This is a genomic window from Moorena sp. SIO3A2 (genome assembly GCF_010672265.1).
Classification (GTDB): Bacteria; Cyanobacteriota; Cyanobacteriia; order Cyanobacteriales; family Coleofasciculaceae; genus Moorena; species Moorena producens.
In genome coordinates this window covers 10,932-28,846 of the sequence record NZ_JAAHHC010000023.1, presented here as the reverse complement: position 1 = coordinate 28,846, position 17,915 = coordinate 10,932, and the positions used below count along the sequence as shown (strand labels likewise).

9 protein-coding genes are annotated in these 17,915 nt (G+C 45.0%); 5 read left to right on the top strand and 4 right to left on the bottom strand.

The window, feature by feature from the left end; translation table 11 throughout:
* Positions 1-12: 12 nt before the first annotated feature.
* The gene (locus tag F6K64_RS23165; RefSeq protein WP_008178608.1) at positions 13-1,083 is read right to left on the bottom strand and encodes a glycosyltransferase family 2 protein; all 1,071 of its coding nucleotides are present in this window, start codon (positions 1,081-1,083) and stop codon (positions 13-15) included.
* Positions 1,084-1,160: 77 nt separating this feature from the next.
* Between F6K64_RS23165 and F6K64_RS23160 the strand changes: the two genes are divergently transcribed.
* From F6K64_RS23160 to F6K64_RS23140, 5 genes are all read left to right on the top strand, one after another.
* Positions 1,161-1,385 carry a hypothetical protein gene (locus F6K64_RS23160; RefSeq protein WP_143764185.1) on the top strand — a complete coding sequence of 75 codons (225 nt, stop codon included), beginning with the start codon at positions 1,161-1,163 and terminating at the stop codon, positions 1,383-1,385.
* A gap of 305 nt (positions 1,386-1,690) precedes the next feature.
* Complete coding sequence (locus tag F6K64_RS23155; RefSeq protein ID WP_008178611.1) at positions 1,691-2,752, top strand: glycosyltransferase family 2 protein; 1,062 nt, start codon at positions 1,691-1,693, stop codon at positions 2,750-2,752.
* Between the two features lie 330 nt (positions 2,753-3,082).
* Positions 3,083-4,552 carry an NAD(P)/FAD-dependent oxidoreductase gene (locus tag F6K64_RS23150; protein ID WP_008178612.1) on the top strand — a complete coding sequence of 490 codons (1,470 nt, stop codon included), beginning with the start codon at positions 3,083-3,085 and terminating at the stop codon, positions 4,550-4,552.
* A 9-nt stretch (positions 4,553-4,561) separates the two neighbouring features.
* Complete coding sequence (locus tag F6K64_RS23145) at positions 4,562-6,355, top strand: LIC_10190 family membrane protein (protein ID WP_008178613.1); 1,794 nt, start codon at positions 4,562-4,564, stop codon at positions 6,353-6,355.
* A gap of 65 nt (positions 6,356-6,420) precedes the next feature.
* Complete coding sequence (locus F6K64_RS23140) at positions 6,421-6,576, top strand: hypothetical protein (protein WP_154659654.1); 156 nt, start codon at positions 6,421-6,423, stop codon at positions 6,574-6,576.
* Positions 6,577-6,589: 13 nt separating this feature from the next.
* On the opposite strand, the gene F6K64_RS23135 is transcribed toward F6K64_RS23140, so the two are convergent.
* Genes F6K64_RS23135 through F6K64_RS23125 form a run of 3 tightly spaced genes read right to left on the bottom strand, consistent with a single transcriptional unit; the run spans position 6,590 to position 17,892 of the window.
* A complete protein-coding gene (locus tag F6K64_RS23135) occupies positions 6,590-7,672 on the bottom strand; it encodes an amidohydrolase family protein (protein ID WP_008178614.1) in 1,083 nt (360 codons plus the stop codon).
* Positions 7,673-7,717: 45 nt separating this feature from the next.
* Entirely contained in the window at positions 7,718-16,381 is an 8,664-nt protein-coding gene (locus tag F6K64_RS23130) for a non-ribosomal peptide synthetase (RefSeq protein WP_008178615.1), read from the bottom strand.
* Entirely contained in the window at positions 16,378-17,892 is a 1,515-nt protein-coding gene (locus tag F6K64_RS23125; RefSeq protein ID WP_008178616.1) for a methyltransferase, read from the bottom strand. The genes F6K64_RS23130 and F6K64_RS23125 overlap by 4 nt, the downstream gene beginning before the upstream one ends.
* Positions 17,893-17,915: the final 23 nt, after the last annotated feature.

Genomic DNA, 17,915 nt, shown 5'->3' with positions numbered 1-17,915 from the left:
ACCAAAACTTCCTTATATTATCAGCAGTGAACGGTGTAATAAATTTCCAAGCAAGAGCTTGAAATATAGACTCCATCGGCGTTTATTTAAATCCGCAGGACTTACGCCTACACCCGGTTTATTAACATAATTACCGGATTTAAGCTTAGTGATAATTCTCAATAAGCTTTTAAGGGACAAGATATACAACCCATAGCGAAAAATAGGCGTAATAAAATCAGCTTTTAAAGCTTGAGATAGCCAAAATAACGTACTGCGATCGCTACTACACTGACTACTTTGTCGTGCCAAATACATATAAAAACTACTCTTAGACAATCGATAAAGCGCTGCTGGAATCTCTGGATGCCTTTGTTGAACGTCACGTAGCATCAAACCATGAGACTTAGCCATTTGGCTGTAGTCGCGAGACATACTACTAACAATTTTGCGATAGCCAATCAGAAATTCCGGCACAACAGCAAATTCATAATGTTCTGCAATTCGCAAATAGAGCTCCCAATCCTCACACCCCTGAGCCTGTTGTGCCTTCAGTTGACAGTTGTAGCCACCAACGGTCTCAAAACAACAGGCGCGAATCATAGATGCACTAGCATTGCCTAAAAAGTTATGACATACCAGAGTTTTATAAACCTTTCCCTCTATACTTGAAGCACGGAAATCTCCAGTCAGTGAATTTTCCTCATCAATATCCACCGACCAAGCATAAACCAACCCTACCGCTGGATCTGTTGCCAAGAAGCGTTTCATTTGCTTTTCTAAATTTTGCGGATACCAAATATCATCAGCATCCAGGGGAGCGATATAGTCTCCCTTAGTGTTTTGAATCCCTAAATTCCGAGCAGCAGCCACCCCTAAATTTGGTTGTTGTAGTAAGATAACACGCTGATCTTGCTTAGCAATAGATTGAACAATCTCAGCTGTCCGGTCTTGAGAACCGTCATCTACCACTATCAATTCCAGGTTTTTATAGGTCTGAGAAAGAACAGACTGTAATGTGATTTCAATAAACTGCTCTGTATTATAGGCAGGGATAATCACTGAAACCAGTGGTAAGCTATCAACTGTTTTAACAACCGACATTTGGTGATTTAAATTTTATATTTATACTTTCCACAGGGATAAACTGAGTTTTTAATTTAGCGTTGCTTAATAATGGAATGATTTTAAGAGTTTTGTGGAATGGGCATCTTGCTGTGGAATGGGCATCTTGCTGTGGAATGGGCATCTTGCTGTGGAATGGGCATCTTGCTGTGGAATGGGCATCTTGCCGTGGAACTGGCATCTTGCCAGTTTCAATATATTTTCGGGCGGGCAGGATGCCCACTCTACTCCTATTCATTCGAAGATTCAGCAAAGCTTTTAATTTAGCTATCAGCGTTTAGCTATATCAAATGGGCTGACTATGGGCTGACTGCTGATAGCGGATGGCTGACTGCTCAACCTGTAGACACAACCTGTATTACAAGTACAGAGTTACTTAGTCAATTCAGGATTTTTTTTTAAAAAAATCCCTACTGGTGATTCTTATATAGTTTTGTTAAAGCCAATAAACTAGTTTGTCAAACTTAGTGTAATCTAATAATTTTAACTAAAATAATGTTAAACTATACGAGGGTATTATTGAGATGCATAGTAACGATTTAATCTCAAAATCTCAATCAGTAATTGAAGGTAAATTCTCTAAAGAATGGTTGACTCTGCTAAACTAACTATCTCCGTCATCATCCCCGTATACAACGGAGGGGAAGACTTTCGTCAATGTCTTGCCAGACTATCTCAAGCTGCACCCCCTCCCGATCAAGTGATTGTAGTAGCTGACGGCGATACTGATGGCTCATGGCGTCTAGCCCAAGACTTTGGAGCCACAGTAATTCGATTGCCCACAGCAGGGGGTCCGGCTAAAGCCCGAAACCTGGGAGCTAAAGTAGCACAGACCGATATCCTGTTTTTTATAGATGCTGATGTAGCCATCTATCCGGATACTATTGGTCAAGTGGTGAAAATTTTTAATAATGAACCTAATTTAACCGCTTTAATTGGTTCTTATGACGATTCTCCCGGTGCTGCTAATTTCCTTTCCCAGTACAAAAATTTACTCCACCACTACACTCATCAAACTGCATCTGAAGAAGCATTTACCTTTTGGGGTGCCTGTGGCGCAATCCGTCGTGACATCTTTATTGCCATGGGTGGCTTTGAGGAAAATTATCGTCAACCCTGTATTGAAGATATTGAGTTAGGCTATCGACTCAAGCAAGAAGGTTACAGGATTAAGCTGTGTAAGACTCTACGGGTGAAACATCTCAAGCCCTGGGGCATAATTTCTCTCCTTAGAGCTGACTTTTTCTACCGCGCCTTGCCCTGGACTGCCGTAATTCTCAAGGTTCGCGACGCAAGTCCGGAAAACTGTCGTGAGTTTATCAGTGACTTGAACCTAAAGCTGTCTAGTCGTATTAGTGTGGTGTTGGTCTATGCTCTACTAGGTGCTTTAGTTACAGCTTATTGGTGGTCTAGTACTCTGATTGCTATGGCTACTTGTGTATTTAGTCTCGCCCTGCTAGTACTCAACAGACCTGTCTACCAATTCTTTTATCAAAAGCGTGGTCTACTATTCACTATACGAACCATTCCATGGCACTGGCTGTATTACTTTTACAGCGGACTTGCGTTTGCCATTGGTATAGTTCGTCATTGCTTTCAAAAGTACCTACAACCTCGGATATACTTGCCTAAGCTATCAAGTTTATAGCAGGGATAAATTGGTTGAGGTACTTTCGTAGTGGGTTTTAGGGAGTAGGGAGTAGGGAGTAGGGAGTAGGGAGTAACGGTAATAAAAATGAATGTACATCATAAGTATGATAAACGCTATAAATCTTTATTTAAAAATAAACTAAAATCGGGTTTATTTATGAGTATTAAAATCCTGAACAATAACAGTTACTATCGACGTTTAAAATAACGTTTAACCTTAGGTTTAACCTAGAATTGCTATCGCTATGGAATAAAAATCAATATTGTCCTACTAAGCACTAAACACTCACCACTGACGCACTCACCACTGACGCACTATTTTTAATCAATGGAACATTATCCCGTAGTGATTACAGGCGCAGGACCGGCTGGTCTTACAGCTGCCTATGACCTGGTTAAACAAGGCATTAAATCTATCGTTCTAGAAAAATCCAATAAAGTCGGTGGTATTGCTCGCACCGAAGTCTACAAAGGCTATCGCTTCGATATTGGTGGTCATCGCTTCTATACCAAAGTAGAAGCAGCGCATCAACGTTGGCAAGAGGTTTTAGGGGAAGATTTTATCAAAGTTCCCCGCATGTCACGCATTTATTACCAGGGTAAATTCTACGACTATCCCCTCTCAATCTTTAACACCCTATCGAATCTAGGCATCATTACCAGTCTGGTTATGTTGCTCAGCTACTTCAAGGCAAAAATCAAGGCAAAATTGCGACCTTGGCATGAACCTGAAACCTTTGAAGAATGGGTAAGCGATCGCTTTGGTCGTCGTTTATACAGACTATTTTTTAAAACTTATACGGAGAAAGTATGGGGCATACCCTGTGATAAAATTCAAGCAGAATGGGCAGCACAGCGAATTCAAAAATTATCTCTAAAACGAGCAATCATCAATGCTTTGTTCGGAAGTCAAAATAGCAAAAGCTTGATTAAGGAATTTGATTACCCGCTACTTGGACCAGGGATGATGTGGGAAAAATTTCAGCAAGCAGTAGATAATCAAGGTGGTCAGGTAAGACTGAATACTGTAGTGACTAGTATTCAACGAGATGGCAATCATATCAAAAGCATTACTGCTTTGCAGGATGAAAAAACTATCAGTATCTCTGGAGACCATTTCATCTCCAGTATGCCAGTGACAGCACTGGTTAAAAAACTCGACCCACCTCCCCCACCAGCGGTAATCGAAGCAGCAAAATCCCTATCTTATCGAGCTTTTATTATTGTAGCGCTCATTATTGATGCTAAAGATCTATTTCCTGATCAGTGGATTTATATCCATAGTCCAGAGGTGAAAGTGGGTCGCATCCAAAATTTTAAGAATTGGAGTCCAAAAATGGTATCGGATCCTAGCAAGACCTGTCTGGGTTTAGAATACTTCTGTAATGAGGGAGATGAAATCTGGAATCTATCTGATCCCAAATTGCTGGATTTAGCCACCCGTGAATTGGCGAGTTTAGGTCTGGCGGATGCCAAGGCTGTAGAGGATGGTACTGTGTTGCGCCAACCTAAAGCTTACCCAGTTTACGACCGTGATTATCGTCAGCATTTACAAGTGATTCAAGATTTTTTAGCAGACTTTGATAACCTACAAACCATTGGACGTAATGGGATGCATCGCTACAACAATCAAGACCATTCGATGTTAACCGGAATGCTAGCAGTTAAGAACTTACTGGGGGAAAATCATGATCTGTGGCAGGTAAATACTGAGCGTTCTTACTATGAAGAATTTACCACAGAAGAGTTAAAGCAAAAACAGGATTCAGTAGAGGACTCAGTTTTTCAGCCTGTATAGGCTATTGGCATGTTCTACTTTATCACGACTTGGAATTTTCTACTTATTCCTTGCTACTTGATCGGAACTGCTGTGCTGAATGTACTGCAAGCGGATTCCTTTAAACGAGTTAGCGATCGCATTATTGCAGCAGTGTGGTTGGGCATCGTTGTGCTGTCCATTGCACTGCTAGCAACCTCCCTAGTATTTCCCCTCAATTCCTGGGTAGGCTGGTGTACCGCTGTTAGTCTGAGTTTATTGTCTCTGACATCACAACCTACCCGCGATGAAATTGCTAATCTATGTTTCATGCTGTTTCCCAACCTAGCCTTGGGATTGTTGACCTTAGAATTTGGTGTCGCAGCATTCACCAGCCGACAAGTAACTTGGCTTGACACAGGTCTCTATCACTATGGAGCCATCCGATGGTTGTCCGAGTATGGAGCAGTGCCAGGTATCGCCCTGCTCCTTCAGCAGCTTGGTTTTACCTCATCGTGGTTTGCGCTCGCTGCTCCGTTTAACCCTCCAATTTTCGATGCTCAAGTTAGTGCGATAACCAATGGCTTTGCCTTTCTTCTCGCAATAGTACACTTTCTGATTGCTTTAGCTCAACTATTCACCAATAAAGCACAGCTCAGTGACTGGTTTATCGTCATCTGCTCATTGATTGTACTCCCTCTCCTAGCTCTATCGAGTTTGATGTCAGATATCCTGGTATCTCCATCGCCAGATATCCCAGTAATTTTCCTCACCGTAATCATCGCTTGGGCAATTTTAATCATTGCTCACCATCGCTCATCATCCGTAACTCGGGGTAAAAATTCTAGTTTTAAAAATAAATTTAATAATAAATTTTACGATGAATTTATCCCACTGATTTTAGCAGCTGGAGCTGTAACCATAAAGCTTACTTCTCTACCCCTATTATTCATATCAGTTATTTTTTATACTGTTTTCAGTAGGTTTTGTGTGCAACGACTAGTGATAGGTGGTGTCATCACGAGTTTACTCTTATCACCCATGTGCGCTGTCAATATCATCACCTCTGGTTGCCCACTTTTTCCATCATCCTTCTTCTGTCTGGATTTACCCTGGTCTTGGACAGCGGAAGACGCTGAAGCAGTTGCTGAAAACACTCGCGGCTGGGGAACCTGGTTTGGCTCACCTCCCCCAAATTCAAATCCCTGGCTTTGGTTATTTTGGCAGTGGTTCAGTTCTAGTACTCTAAATCAAATTGCGACTGGAATAATTTTAATTTCAATTTTATTAGCCATCTATATTCTCCGCACATCAATCATTCATCGCCTCTGGGGTTTGATTTGGGTCTTAGGTTTAGCTATTTCGGGAACTTTATTTATGATGCTTTATGCTCCTGTGATCAGATTTGGACTAGGATATCTAATTCTTCTACCTGGTTTATATATTACTATAGTTTGTCATCAAAAAATCGGAAATTTAAATTTACTGATTACCAAAAAACTACCGGTATCAAAGTTATGGATAATTCCTCCGATATTTAGGATAACTAGTTATTTAGCTTTATCTCTTATTACCTTAGTTATTGTTTTGAATCAAAAAACGTCCTATCGACTGATTATCCCTCCCCAGATGATGACGTCAGATTTAGTAAAAAAACAAGTCAATGGTATTAATTATTTTTCTCCACAAGATATCTCTCCAGAAGAGCATGAGCTATGCTGGTCTGCTAAACTCCCTTGTGCATTTGAACTAGAAGATAATATTCAACTTCGCGATCCAAACCGTGGTATTAGAGGTGGTTTTATAAAAGTGAAAAGTGAAAAGGGAACAGGGAACAGGGAGTAGGGAACAGGGAATAGGGAGTAGGGAATAGGGAATAGGGAAAAAATCCGGCGTTGCTGAATAATATAATGATTTTAAGAGTAGGTGCGCGCCTCCAAGGGCGATTTACTCACCCTTGGGTCGCACCTGTAGAATGGGCATCTTGCCTGGAACTGGCATTTTGCCAGTTTCATGCTTATTTTCGAGCGGGCAGGATGCCCACTCTACTCCTATCCATTACTTGATTCAGCAACGCCGCTATGTTAGCCCGTAGTAATTCAAGGGATTGTCATGGAGAATTTTGTGAATTGTCTCCTCAGGGAGACGCTCTTTCAGTGCCAGTGCCTCATCGACACTTTCGATAAAGTTCGGATGATCCATGTGAGGGAAATCAGACCCAAACAATAATTTATCTGCTCCGATGTACTGGATTAACTCGGGTATATAGGGTTCTGATGTTTCGACACCAATGAAGCACTGACGGTGGAAATATTCAGAGGGCTTCATCTTGACATTATCCTTGACTTCATAGACGAGATTTTCATATTTCTCATCCATTCGCCATAGCCAGTAGGGCAGCCAACCACACCCAGCTTCAAACAAACCTACCCTCAATTGAGGATGACGCTCTAAAACCCCTCCCTCAATCATGGCCAATAGCCCCATCATCATCTCCAGGGGATGGGAGCAGGTATGAAGCGCAAAACGAGAATGAAACCGATCCGCCCCGGCGGTAGGGAGGCGGCTATGGGTTCCTTCATGAATCGTGACGGCGATGTTGAGACGTTCGCACTCACTCCAAAACGGTTCGTAGGCTGGATCACTTAACAGTTTTCCCTTGACTGGATTGGGACGGATAAAGACCGCTCGCCAACCAAACTCTGCAATTCGCTGCAACTCTGGTACCATGTCTTCGGGGTCATGTTGGCTAATGGCACCCACCCCCCTTAACTTTTGGGGGTCATGACTGCAAAAGTCCTGTAGCCAATTATTATAGGCTCGGACCAGAGCGTCAGCCAGTTTCGAGTCCATGGTGTCAATCGCCCACATAAACAACCCGATTGTTGGGTACAAAAAGGTCACGTCAGACCCCATTTTTTCCATTAGCTCAACGCGGGCTTGGGGATTATAGCCCCCTTTATAGCGATCGGGGTTCTCTTCAAATAAACGCCGACCTTCTGCCACTACGACATCTGGCGTCTTGTACATGATGGATTTTCCCTCAAATTGATTGTCTTTAGGTGCTAAGTCTTTAAACTGAGGGTCTAAGTATTTTTCCCAGAGATCGTCGGGCTCTAAGACGTGGCTGTCGGCATCAATAATGTCAAAGTTTTTCAGCATGAGATATCGTTACCCTTTTTTAATTCATGTACAAACAAAAGATTGTCATTTAGATGAAGTCTCAACATCGGTATTGAGCCCTTTTTCAATATCGGCTTTGATGGTCTCAGCCACAATGACGACTGTGGGCTGATATACCATATATTCGTGATAACCAGGAATGGTATGGACCTCCACCTTTGAGGGCGAGATCGCTTGCCAACCCAATGTAGGATCTGTTGTCACTTCCGTTGAGGATACTGCCACTGAACCAGCTTCAGCGTGCAGCAGTGTGATCACATCTGGATAGTCAGGGGGAGAGTAACTGCGCATGGCCTTGTGATTGAGCTTCATCAACTGGAGAAGACGCTCAATCTGAGCTGCCCCCAAATCTGGTGGTACTAGGTTCGCCTGGTGAGCTTGCTCCCAAATCAAGGCAGATTGTTGCTCCGAGGGCAAATCTCGGAGTACTTCCCAATCGAGGGAGAGAGGTCCGCCAAAGAGCTCAAGCAGCACTTCCACATCTTCTGATAAGACTTGCTCATCAGGCATGTGGGCCGGTGCATAGGTATCCAACAGGCCCAGAAATGCAACCTGCTCACCTTGGGAGAGCAAATCGTGGGCCATCTGCAAGGCAACCATCCCACCAAAAGACCAACCCATGAGTAGGTAAGGACCTTGGGGTTGGACTTCGCGGATGGCAGCGAGGTAGACGTTGGCCATCTCTTCCACCGTTGTCAGTGGAGCTTGTCCTTCCTGTTGCCCCAGGGATTGCAATCCATAGAAGGGCTGGTTTGCACCGAGCAGTTGGGACAGCTCCAGGTAGCAAAAGACCGTCCCACCAGCAGGGTGGACACAGAAGATGGGCGGTTGGTTGCCCTGAGTCTGAATGGGAACCAGGGGAGATAGGGTGGGCACCCCCTGCTCCTGCTGCAAGATCACGGCCAGTTGCTCAATGGTTGGGGCCTGAAATAGAGTCGCCAAGGGCAGCGAGCGCCCAAAGTCCTGCTCGATGCGATTCATTAAGCGCACGGCCAACAGGGAGTGCCCCCCCAAGTCAAAGAAATGACTGCCCACCCCAATGGGTTGAACCTCTAAAATCTCCTCCCATAGCTTCACCAGTTGCAGCTCTTGGTGATTGCGTGGGGGAATGTAGGTATCAGGGGAGTAATGATCGCTGATTAATTCAGGGGTGGGCAATCGTTTGCGATCGACCTTACCATTTGCCGTTAGGGGCAGGGCATCGAGGACCATGTAACTCGGCGGGACCATATACTCTGGCAACTGCTGCTGCAAGTAGTGACGCAGTTCGTCGATGCGCATGTCATCGTGGACGTCTTCTGTGGCAGAGTCAGATGATGATTCTGAGTGAAAGACCACATAGGCGACCAACTGCTTACTCTGTAGTTCACCCACAGCAGCCACAACGGTTTCCTTAACTGTAGCATGCCCCAGCAGGGTTGCCTCAATCTCACCGAGTTCAATTCGATAACCACTGATTTTGACTTGGAAATCCTCCCGACCCAAAAATTCACTGTTGCCGTCGGGTAAGTAGCGGGCCAAATCACCCGTTTTATACAAGCGCTCTCCAGTCTGGGGATGCAGGATAAAGCTGGCATTCGTTTTTTGCTCATCCCGCCAATAGCCCTGGGCCAGACCAATCCCACCAATGTAGAGCTGACCTGGAACCCAATTAGGACAAGGGTCCAGATTGTGATTGAGCACATGTAGGCTTTGATTCACTAGAGGTTTGCCGTAGGGAATGCTCTTCCATTCCGGCTCTACGGTAGTGATGGGATAGTACACAGACCAAATTGAAGCCTCTGTGGCTCCCCCCAGACTGACCACCTGTCCTTGGGGCCATAATGATTGGATTTGGGTCGGTAAATTGAGTGGAATCCAATCACCACTCAACAGGGCAAGTCGGAGGTCCTCAGTTACTTGGTCTGGGTGCTCAGACAGATATTCCACTAGCATCTGCATCAGGGCTGGGACAGTGTTCCAGAGGGTGACTTGATGGGTCGTCATTAACTCAACCCAATGGACTGGGTCTTTGGCTGCCTCTGGAGTGGGCATGACTAGGGTGCCCCCCGCTGCCAGGAGGCCAAAGATATCGTAGACAGACAGGTCAAAGTTGAGGGCAGAGACCGCCAGCATTCGGTCAGTGGGCTGAACGTCAAACCGTTGGTTAATATCTTGGATGGTGTTAACGGCTCCTCGGTGATCGATCATCACCCCTTTGGGTGTTCCTGTAGAACCGGAGGTAAAGATCACATAGGCTAAATCGCTGCTGCTAACGTTTGCCTCCAGGGGAGTGTCTATGATCTCCTGTGGTTGGGAAGCAACCACCAGGCAGTGCAGGTGGTCTGGCAATCCTAAGCTAGCGTTTAGGGCAGCTTGTGTCACGACCAGTTTGACTTCTCCTTGCTCCAGCAAAGACCATTGACGCTCCTGGGGCAGGGCGGCATCAATGGGGAGATAGGCTGCACCAGCCATCAAAATGCCTAAGACAGCAACGATTTGCTCCCAGCCTTTTTCCATGAGCACGGCTACTAGGGTGTTGGGGGTGGCTCCCAATTGCTGAACTTGCTGGCCGAGCGCCTGAGCTTCGGTGTAGAGTTCATGGTAGGTGAGGGTGCGTTGCGGGGTGATGAGGGCGATCGCCTCTGGTCGCTGCTGAACTTGCTTCACAAACAAATTATGGAGGGTCTCTTCAGAAACAGGGGCATAGGTTTCATTAACTTGGAGGCGTTGGGTAAGTTGAGAGAGGGGCAGTAGTTGAGGGCAAGTCTGCGCCCAAGCCACATCGGAGGTTGCGAGCTGTTGCAACCAATGGTAGTAGCTTGTGAACATGTCATTGAGGAACCCCTCTGGGAAGAGGTCTTCGACTACATTCCAGATTAGGAGTAAGGCACCATTTTGTTCAGCAACAGAATTGTCTAGCCACACTTGAGGGGTTTTAGAGACCATATAAACAGTTTCTCCCAATTGGTCGAATGGCCAAGCGTGCCATTCATTGGACGGCAATCCCTTCTCTGCCGACGTATTCAGCGCCAGCGTACTGGTAAATACAACCCCCATGGGTTGATAACTACCGCGCTGACGGCGAAGTTCTCGTTGCACCTCAACGCCCCCAACATAGCGGTGGTCTAGGTCTTGCCAAAGTTGTCCCTGGAGACGTTGAGCACGCTGAGCAAAGGGAGCTGCGTTTTTTTGATTGACCTCTAAGAGTGTCAGGGAAGTGAAGTCTCCCACTAAATCATTGACTTGGGGATGCAAAGGTAGCCGGTTAAAGAGGGTGAGATTGATCGTGAATTTGGGACTTTTGCTCCAATAGGCTAGGAAATCGGCAAACGCGGCTAACAAGACCCCTGACGGTGTCAAACTGGCTTGTTTTGCCCTGGCTTGCAATTGCTGCCAATCTGGGGCAGACAGTTCAGCCCGATAACAATTAAATTCAGGTTGCTCTAGTGTGGCAGTTTGCTTGACCAAGGGAAGTTCTGGTGCAGGGGGGAGTGTCTCTAAGCGATTCCACCAATACTGTTGAGAGCGTCGATATTGGGGCGTGTCTTTGAGACTCAGTTCTGCTAACACATAGTCCCGAAATGTGAGGTCTAATTTTGGTAGGAAACTGTCTGGGTTCTGGTATAGCTGCAGCCATTGTTGCCAAACAATGATCATGCTCCAGGCATCAGCAATTAGGGCATCAAAGCTCCAGTGTAAGCGGTAACGCTGATCCGCTAGGCGAGTCACACGAATCTTAAATAGTGGCCACTCTCCAGCGGGGAACATCTCGTGGGACAGGCGATAACGAATGGTTTCTAGTTCGGTTGAGACGATTTGTTCTGGTTGACCGCGCAAGTCTAAAACTTCAATCTGATAGGGGTAAACCTGTTCAAGGACTTGCTGTTCACCATTGGGTAGAATCACCATTCGCAGCATGTCATGATGGTCTATTACTTGCTGCCAAGCCTGACTTAACCGGTCTAAAGCTAAATTCTCACAGTCCAGTTCCAGATAACCATGCGTGGTAATATTACCCAAGTCAAAGTGCGAATTGCGGCCGAGCCAATAAGCTTGTTGAATCTCGGTGAGGGGAAAGGGTTGATAGCGCTGGCTTGGCGCAGGCACAATTGTGGGTAAAAGACCATCAGGCTTTTGCTTTGGTGAATCTTCAACCCTAGGTAATTGGACTAAGGCTGAGTCTAATTCGGCAATGGTGGGGGATTCCAATAAACGCTGTAAAGTCAGTTCCTTTCCAAGAGCTTGTCTGATCCGAGACACAACTTGGGTAGCCAGCAAGGAATGTCCACCCGATTCAAAAAAGTTGTCATGTATACCCACCTGTTGGATACTCAACACCTCTGCCCAAATTGCAGCTAAGGCTTTCTCTGTGCTAGTCTCAGGAGCCACGAACTCGGTTGACCTACTACTGGTATTATCGGGTGCAGGCAATGCCTTGCGGTTTACCTTGCCATTGGGTGTCAATGGCAGTTGTGGCAAAATCACGTACCTACTCGGCACCATATACTCCGGCAACCGCTCCTCCAGATACTTCCTCCACTGCGGTATTAGTTGTTTGCCTGTTACAGAAGCCAAGGGATTATTGCCATAACGATGCCAGTTCCCCCCTACCACTGATTGTTGAGTTAGTGGTGTTAATACCATCGCTTCTGGGGCTAAGGAGCTTCGCACAAATACTGCATCAAAACATCCTTCCGTCTTATGTGACCAACACAACTCTAGTTCATACCCCAAAGAGGCGCTCAGTTGATGTAGCTGTTCTGGTTCGATACCATTGACTAGCTTCTGCCGTAACTGTTGTCTCAACTGCTGCACATTCAGTTTTGACTCTACTTGTGAGAGCAACTCTACCGCAGCCATATCTGTTGCCACCCGACCATTAGTCAAACTACTAAAGCAGATTGATTCTGGTTGCTGTTGTCCCAGATATACTTCAATGTCTTCCATTGACATACCCACACCATTCTCTACTGGTGCAACGATTACTGATGTAGGTTTAGCCTGTATGTGCAGTAGCACACTGTAACGGTATTTATTCAGCTCGTTGTGTTCGCTTCCCCTCTGTAAACGGATCTGTACATGAGTGATTTCTGGATAGGTGTCTTTGAGGGCGACAAACAACTCTGGTGAGACCAACAACTCTGTCTCCTGTTGCATAAGCCTGTATATGCCTTGCTTTAGTTGTTGCACAGAGAGTGATGGGGGAGCTTTGTGCAGTTGCACCGAAGTGTGAAATGCCCTCATTAGTGGCAAAGAGCGGATATCCCCTAGGAAAATCATTCCTCCTGGTTTGACTACCCGGATACTATTAGAGATTACTTGCAACAGATACTCTACACTTGGGAAATACTGGACTATGGAGCTTAGAAGCACTACATCAAAGCTGTTATCGGCAATGTCTGCCATCTCTTCTGCTGCTTTCTGAGCTAAGGTGACATGAGCATATTTGTCCGGTTGCTGTGCTATTTGTGTTTGGATATACTTCAACGACACTTCTGAGATATCGGTGCCGTAATAAGCCCGTGTGTGGGGGGCTATTTTAAATAGCAGCATTCCTGTGCCACAACCTACTTCCCACACTGAATTGGGTTTGTTGGCTAAGACTTGAGTTACTATATCCTCCGCCCAGTCTCGCATTTGTGCTTCGGGTATGGGTTGCTTGTCGTAGTTGCTTAAGTAACCAGTAGTGTTGAACAGTGGGTCTGTGACTTCACTTAGTTGAGAGTATATTTGTTGGTTGAATATTTCTTGCCAACTGTTGAGGTGAGTCTCTGATAGTTCTGGGTTGGAGTTGGTTGCCGTTTCCATTTGAGCCACTATATAGGCACATAGATGTTTGTCTCCTGGTTTGTCTTCTCTGGCTACTACTACTGTTTGTTTTACCGTGGGATTTTGATTTAGTACCGCTTCAATTTCGGCAGTTTCAATGCGGAATCCTCGTATTTTTACTTGATGGTCGATCCTACCCAAGAATTCGATGTTGCCATCTGGTAAATAACGTGCTAAATCCCCTGTTTTATAAAGCCTCTGTTCTGCTTTGTTACTGAAAGGGTTGGGGATAAACTTCTGAGTGGTTAAGTCGGGACGGTTGAGGTAGCCACGAGCCAAACCGATACCACCGATATACATTTCAGCAGGAATGCCGATCGGAACTGGTTGTAAATTGTTGTCTAGAAGGTAGATTTGGGTATTAGCTATGGGGTGACCAATGGGCAGCACTGAGTACTCTGGTGAACATTCTGCCATCGTGGCACAGACTGTTGATTCTGTTGGTCCGTAGGCATTGACAAATTGTCGCCCCTGTGACCATTGGGATATTACCTCTGCTGGACAGGCTTCTCCTGCTACGACTATAGTCTGGAGGGATGGTAATTCCTCTTTTTGCATCACTGCTAGAGCTGACGGAGGCAGGGTAAGGTGGGTGATTTTTTTCTCATTGAGCCACTTACTCAAACTAGCTCCTGGCAACAAATTTTCTCGGCTTTCCAGATACAGACTGGCACCGGAACCTAAAGCCATAACTATTTCCCAGATCGAGGCATCGAAGCTTAAAGATGCGAACTGAAGCACTCGACTATTTGAGCTGACTTTAAAGGCTTGAATCTGAACTTTAAGTAGGTTATGTAGTCCAATATGGGCTACCATTACTCCTTTGGGTTTGCCTGTGGAACCTGAAGTGTAGATCACATAGGCTAAATTTTCTGCCGTAACTTCACTGGTAACATTTTTAGGATTTTCAGTAACAATTTTTTGCCAATCTCGATCTAAGCAAACTACCTTTGCTTCGTATTGAGGCAACAAAGTTAGTAACTGTTGTTGAGTTAGCAACACCGACATTTGGGAGTCGCGAAACATATAGTCTAGACGTTCTTGGGGATACTTGGGATCTAAAGGTACATAAACTCCTCCTGCTTTGAGAATCCCCAACAATCCCACTATCATTTCTAATGAACGCTCTACACAAACGCCCACCAATACCTCTGGACTTACGCCTAAACTTTGTAGATACCGAGCTAATTGATTTGCACGGATATTCAACTCTTGGTAGCTGAGTTTCTCTTCCTTAAAAACCACCGCAATAGCATCCGGTGTCTGCTCCACTTGTTCTTCAAACAACTGATGAATACATTTGTCTGTCGGATAATGAGTAGTGGTCTGATTCCATTCAACTAATAACTGATGCTGCTCTGCCTGGGTTAACAAAGGCAATGACTCTAACCTTTGTTCAGGATGCGTGACAATCCCTGCTAACAACGTTTGTAAATGACTAGCCATCTGGGCAATAGTCTGCTCATCAAATAGGTCAGTGTTGTACTTGAAGAACCCAGACAGTTGTGAGTTAATTTCGATAATTTCCAGCACCAGGTCTTCTAGGCTTTCATATTGATCGAATAGAAATGTTTCAACTTCCATTCCACCCCAATGAACCAAGGTCTTTGTTTCACCCAGGAACAGCTGTTGCGTTTCGGACTGTAGGAAATTATGGAGTCCAAAGAAGACTTGGAAAATGGGGGAACGGCTGAGATCGCGCTCCGGTTGCAATTTTTCAACTAACAAAGAAAAGGGATAATCCTGGTGGGCTAATGCATCAATAACCGTCTGACGAACTTGGGTCAAAAACTCTCGAAAACTGAGGCTCCCTGACACCTTAGCTCGCATTACCATCGAGTCAACAAAATAACCCACCACTGAGGTAAACTCCGGTCTGGTTCGACCAGAGGTTGGAGAACCCACCAGAATATCTTCTTGCCCTGTATAACGATGCAGTAATACTTGAAATGCAGCTAAGAGCGTCATGTAAAGGGTTGCCCCTTCTGCTTGACTCAGAGCTTTGACCTGTGTTACCAAATGCTCAGGTAACTGGAACCGGTAAACCGCACCATTATTAGTTTGAATTGGAGGATGTGGCCGGTCAGTTGGCAAATTTAACACCGGTAACTCCCCTGCCAGTTGCTGTTGCCAGTAGGTCCACAGGCTTTCTCCTTTTGAGCCCTCCACTAATTGCTGTTGCCACTTAACATAATCCTGGTAGGTATGCTGCAGGGACGGCAGATCAACGGCAACACCTGCACAGTGGGCTTGATAGAGTTCTGAGAGTTCCTTGACAATTATATTGGCAGATGAACCATCCCAAGCAATGTGATGGATGGTAAGCAACAAAATATGCTCTTGTTCTGATCTCGTGAACCATCTAACCCGCATCACAGGATCGGTTTGTAGATCAAAGGGATGCCGATGCGCTGCCACAACTTGGGTCTGCAATTCATTCTCATCCCAAGTAGATGCGTCAATCTGCACAAAGTCGAGTTGCTCGGAATGCTGTCGAATCGGGGTCTCCCCACATTTAGGGAAAGTGCTACACAGCAATGGATGGCGCTTCCTTAACGCCTCAAACGTCTGTTGCCAAGTCGTAACATTGACTTGGGAATATATGCGAGTGGCAAATGAAACATTGTAATTAGGGTTGTCTGGGAAGAGTTGCCACAGAAACCAGATGCCCTGTTGACCGTAACCAAGAGGGTAAACCTGGAGAACTTCTGGGTGCTCCTGCAAAATTGTGAGAATGTCTCGTTTGTGTTGCTTGAGCTGGGCTAACACTTGATCTGTTGAGTCAGCATCTGGAGCCTGGAAACAGACTTGCCCCTCTTCAGCCCAAAATTGCCAGCCGCTGATGACAAGCTCTTGTAAAAACTCTGATAAGTTCATAACCTACCTTCCCTCATTTTTTTGTCCTGAAGCGCTATCTCTTGTAAATTGTCGCCATCCATCTTACTCTCTAGATCTTGAGCACCTTGAGCATTCCGATGTAGTAGTTCACTCACCTTGATTGCCAGACGACTAATATTTATATCTCCCATCAAATCCGCAACAGAGATGTCAACACCCAAGTCAGCTTGAACTCGATTTCGCAATTCCAAGACCATGAGAGAATCAACACCCATCACAGTAAGTGATGTCTCTTCATTGATTTCAGCTTGTGTCTCCTTTAAAATAGCAGCAACAACAGTTTTGAGATAAAACGCTAAGCCAACCTGAGCATCGGATAGATCCTGTGACAGAAATTGTTGCCGAAAATCTTCTCTAGTACCCTGAGAAAAAGTCGTCGATCCTTCTCTGAAAAACTGAGGTAACAACAGGGGTTTACCATTAGGACTGTTCTCAATAATTTTCGAGTAGGGGGTTAAGTTCTGAAGTTTTTCTTGATTTAGTCGTAAAATTGTCTCCTTTTCAGTAAAGCTATCTTTCTGGACTGTAATTAATAGATAAACAGCCAATTTTTTGCGCAGTAACTCTCCAAGTTCATGGGGACCAACAAAATGATCTTTAGCGTTCTCATCATAACCTTGACATAGACGAGCTAAGTTATCGGTAAAATTTGGATCGTACAGATAATTGGCAATTCCAAGGCTAGCATCTACTCCCTCAACCACTTTTAAATTATTTCGAGCCAGCAACTGTGCCCATTTTGATCGGGTAACATAATAAGCAGTCGATTTGGCATCGTCAATGGGCGTCAAGGGCAAATTGGAAATAATTTCCGCTGCTACGAAAAAACCGCTATCGTTGAGATGTTGACTTATATTTAAGAATACATCTTCCTTGCGCTTGATATGATGAATGACCTGACAGCTGAAGATTAAGTCATAGGTATCAGGCAATGGCTGTTTAGCACTATCACGGTTGTAAAGGTAAATACGGTCAGAATAGCCCAAACCTTGGATTTTTTGCTCACCTGCTTTGACTTGCTCTGGAGAAATGTTATAGCCATCTAGCTGGAGATGGACATGGTTGGTTGCCAAATCAATTAAATCATGGGAGTATCCACAACCAATATCCATAACTTTTTTAATCGATGAGAAGTCGATGCCCCTAAATAATACAGCCTTCATTTCGGCTTGCGCTTGTAGACTTAAGCTAGTCTGCTCCGGGTGCTGATCGGGATTGAGGATAACTTCCAGCCAAGAAAAGTCAGGCACAACCTCAGAAAAGGGTGCAAATCTCGCATAATCTTTCGCGGTATTGCTATGATCTAGCGCTCGATAATAGCGGCTTAACCTTTCTTCAGTTGACCCTTTTTCAGCAATGAATTCCTGACCTGATAGTTGCTGATGTGGTTTGTTTTCGGCAATCTTCTTTTCAAAAAATTGACGTTGTTCAGGAGAAAGTTTTGACAATCGTTCTTGAAGATTATTCATGTTTTCTAGATCGTCAGACATTTTGATTGTTTCCTAATTAATTC

Excerpts from the sequence above, each read along its gene's own strand:
- F6K64_RS23160 (WP_143764185.1), top strand. The coding sequence starts at position 1,161 with ATGATTTTAAGAGTTTTGTGGAATGGGCATCTTGCTGTGGAATGGGCA.
- F6K64_RS23140 (WP_154659654.1), top strand. The coding sequence starts at position 6,421 with ATGATTTTAAGAGTAGGTGCGCGCCTCCAAGGGCGATTTACTCACCCT.
- F6K64_RS23125 (WP_008178616.1), bottom strand. The coding sequence starts at position 17,892 with ATGTCTGACGATCTAGAAAACATGAATAATCTTCAAGAACGATTGTCA.
- F6K64_RS23155 (WP_008178611.1), top strand. The coding sequence starts at position 1,691 with ATGGTTGACTCTGCTAAACTAACTATCTCCGTCATCATCCCCGTATAC.
- F6K64_RS23150 (WP_008178612.1), top strand. The coding sequence starts at position 3,083 with ATGGAACATTATCCCGTAGTGATTACAGGCGCAGGACCGGCTGGTCTT.
- F6K64_RS23165 (WP_008178608.1), bottom strand. The coding sequence starts at position 1,083 with ATGTCGGTTGTTAAAACAGTTGATAGCTTACCACTGGTTTCAGTGATT.
- F6K64_RS23145 (WP_008178613.1), top strand. The coding sequence starts at position 4,562 with ATGTTCTACTTTATCACGACTTGGAATTTTCTACTTATTCCTTGCTAC.
- F6K64_RS23130 (WP_008178615.1), bottom strand. The coding sequence starts at position 16,381 with ATGAACTTATCAGAGTTTTTACAAGAGCTTGTCATCAGCGGCTGGCAA.
- F6K64_RS23135 (WP_008178614.1), bottom strand. The coding sequence starts at position 7,672 with ATGCTGAAAAACTTTGACATTATTGATGCCGACAGCCACGTCTTAGAG.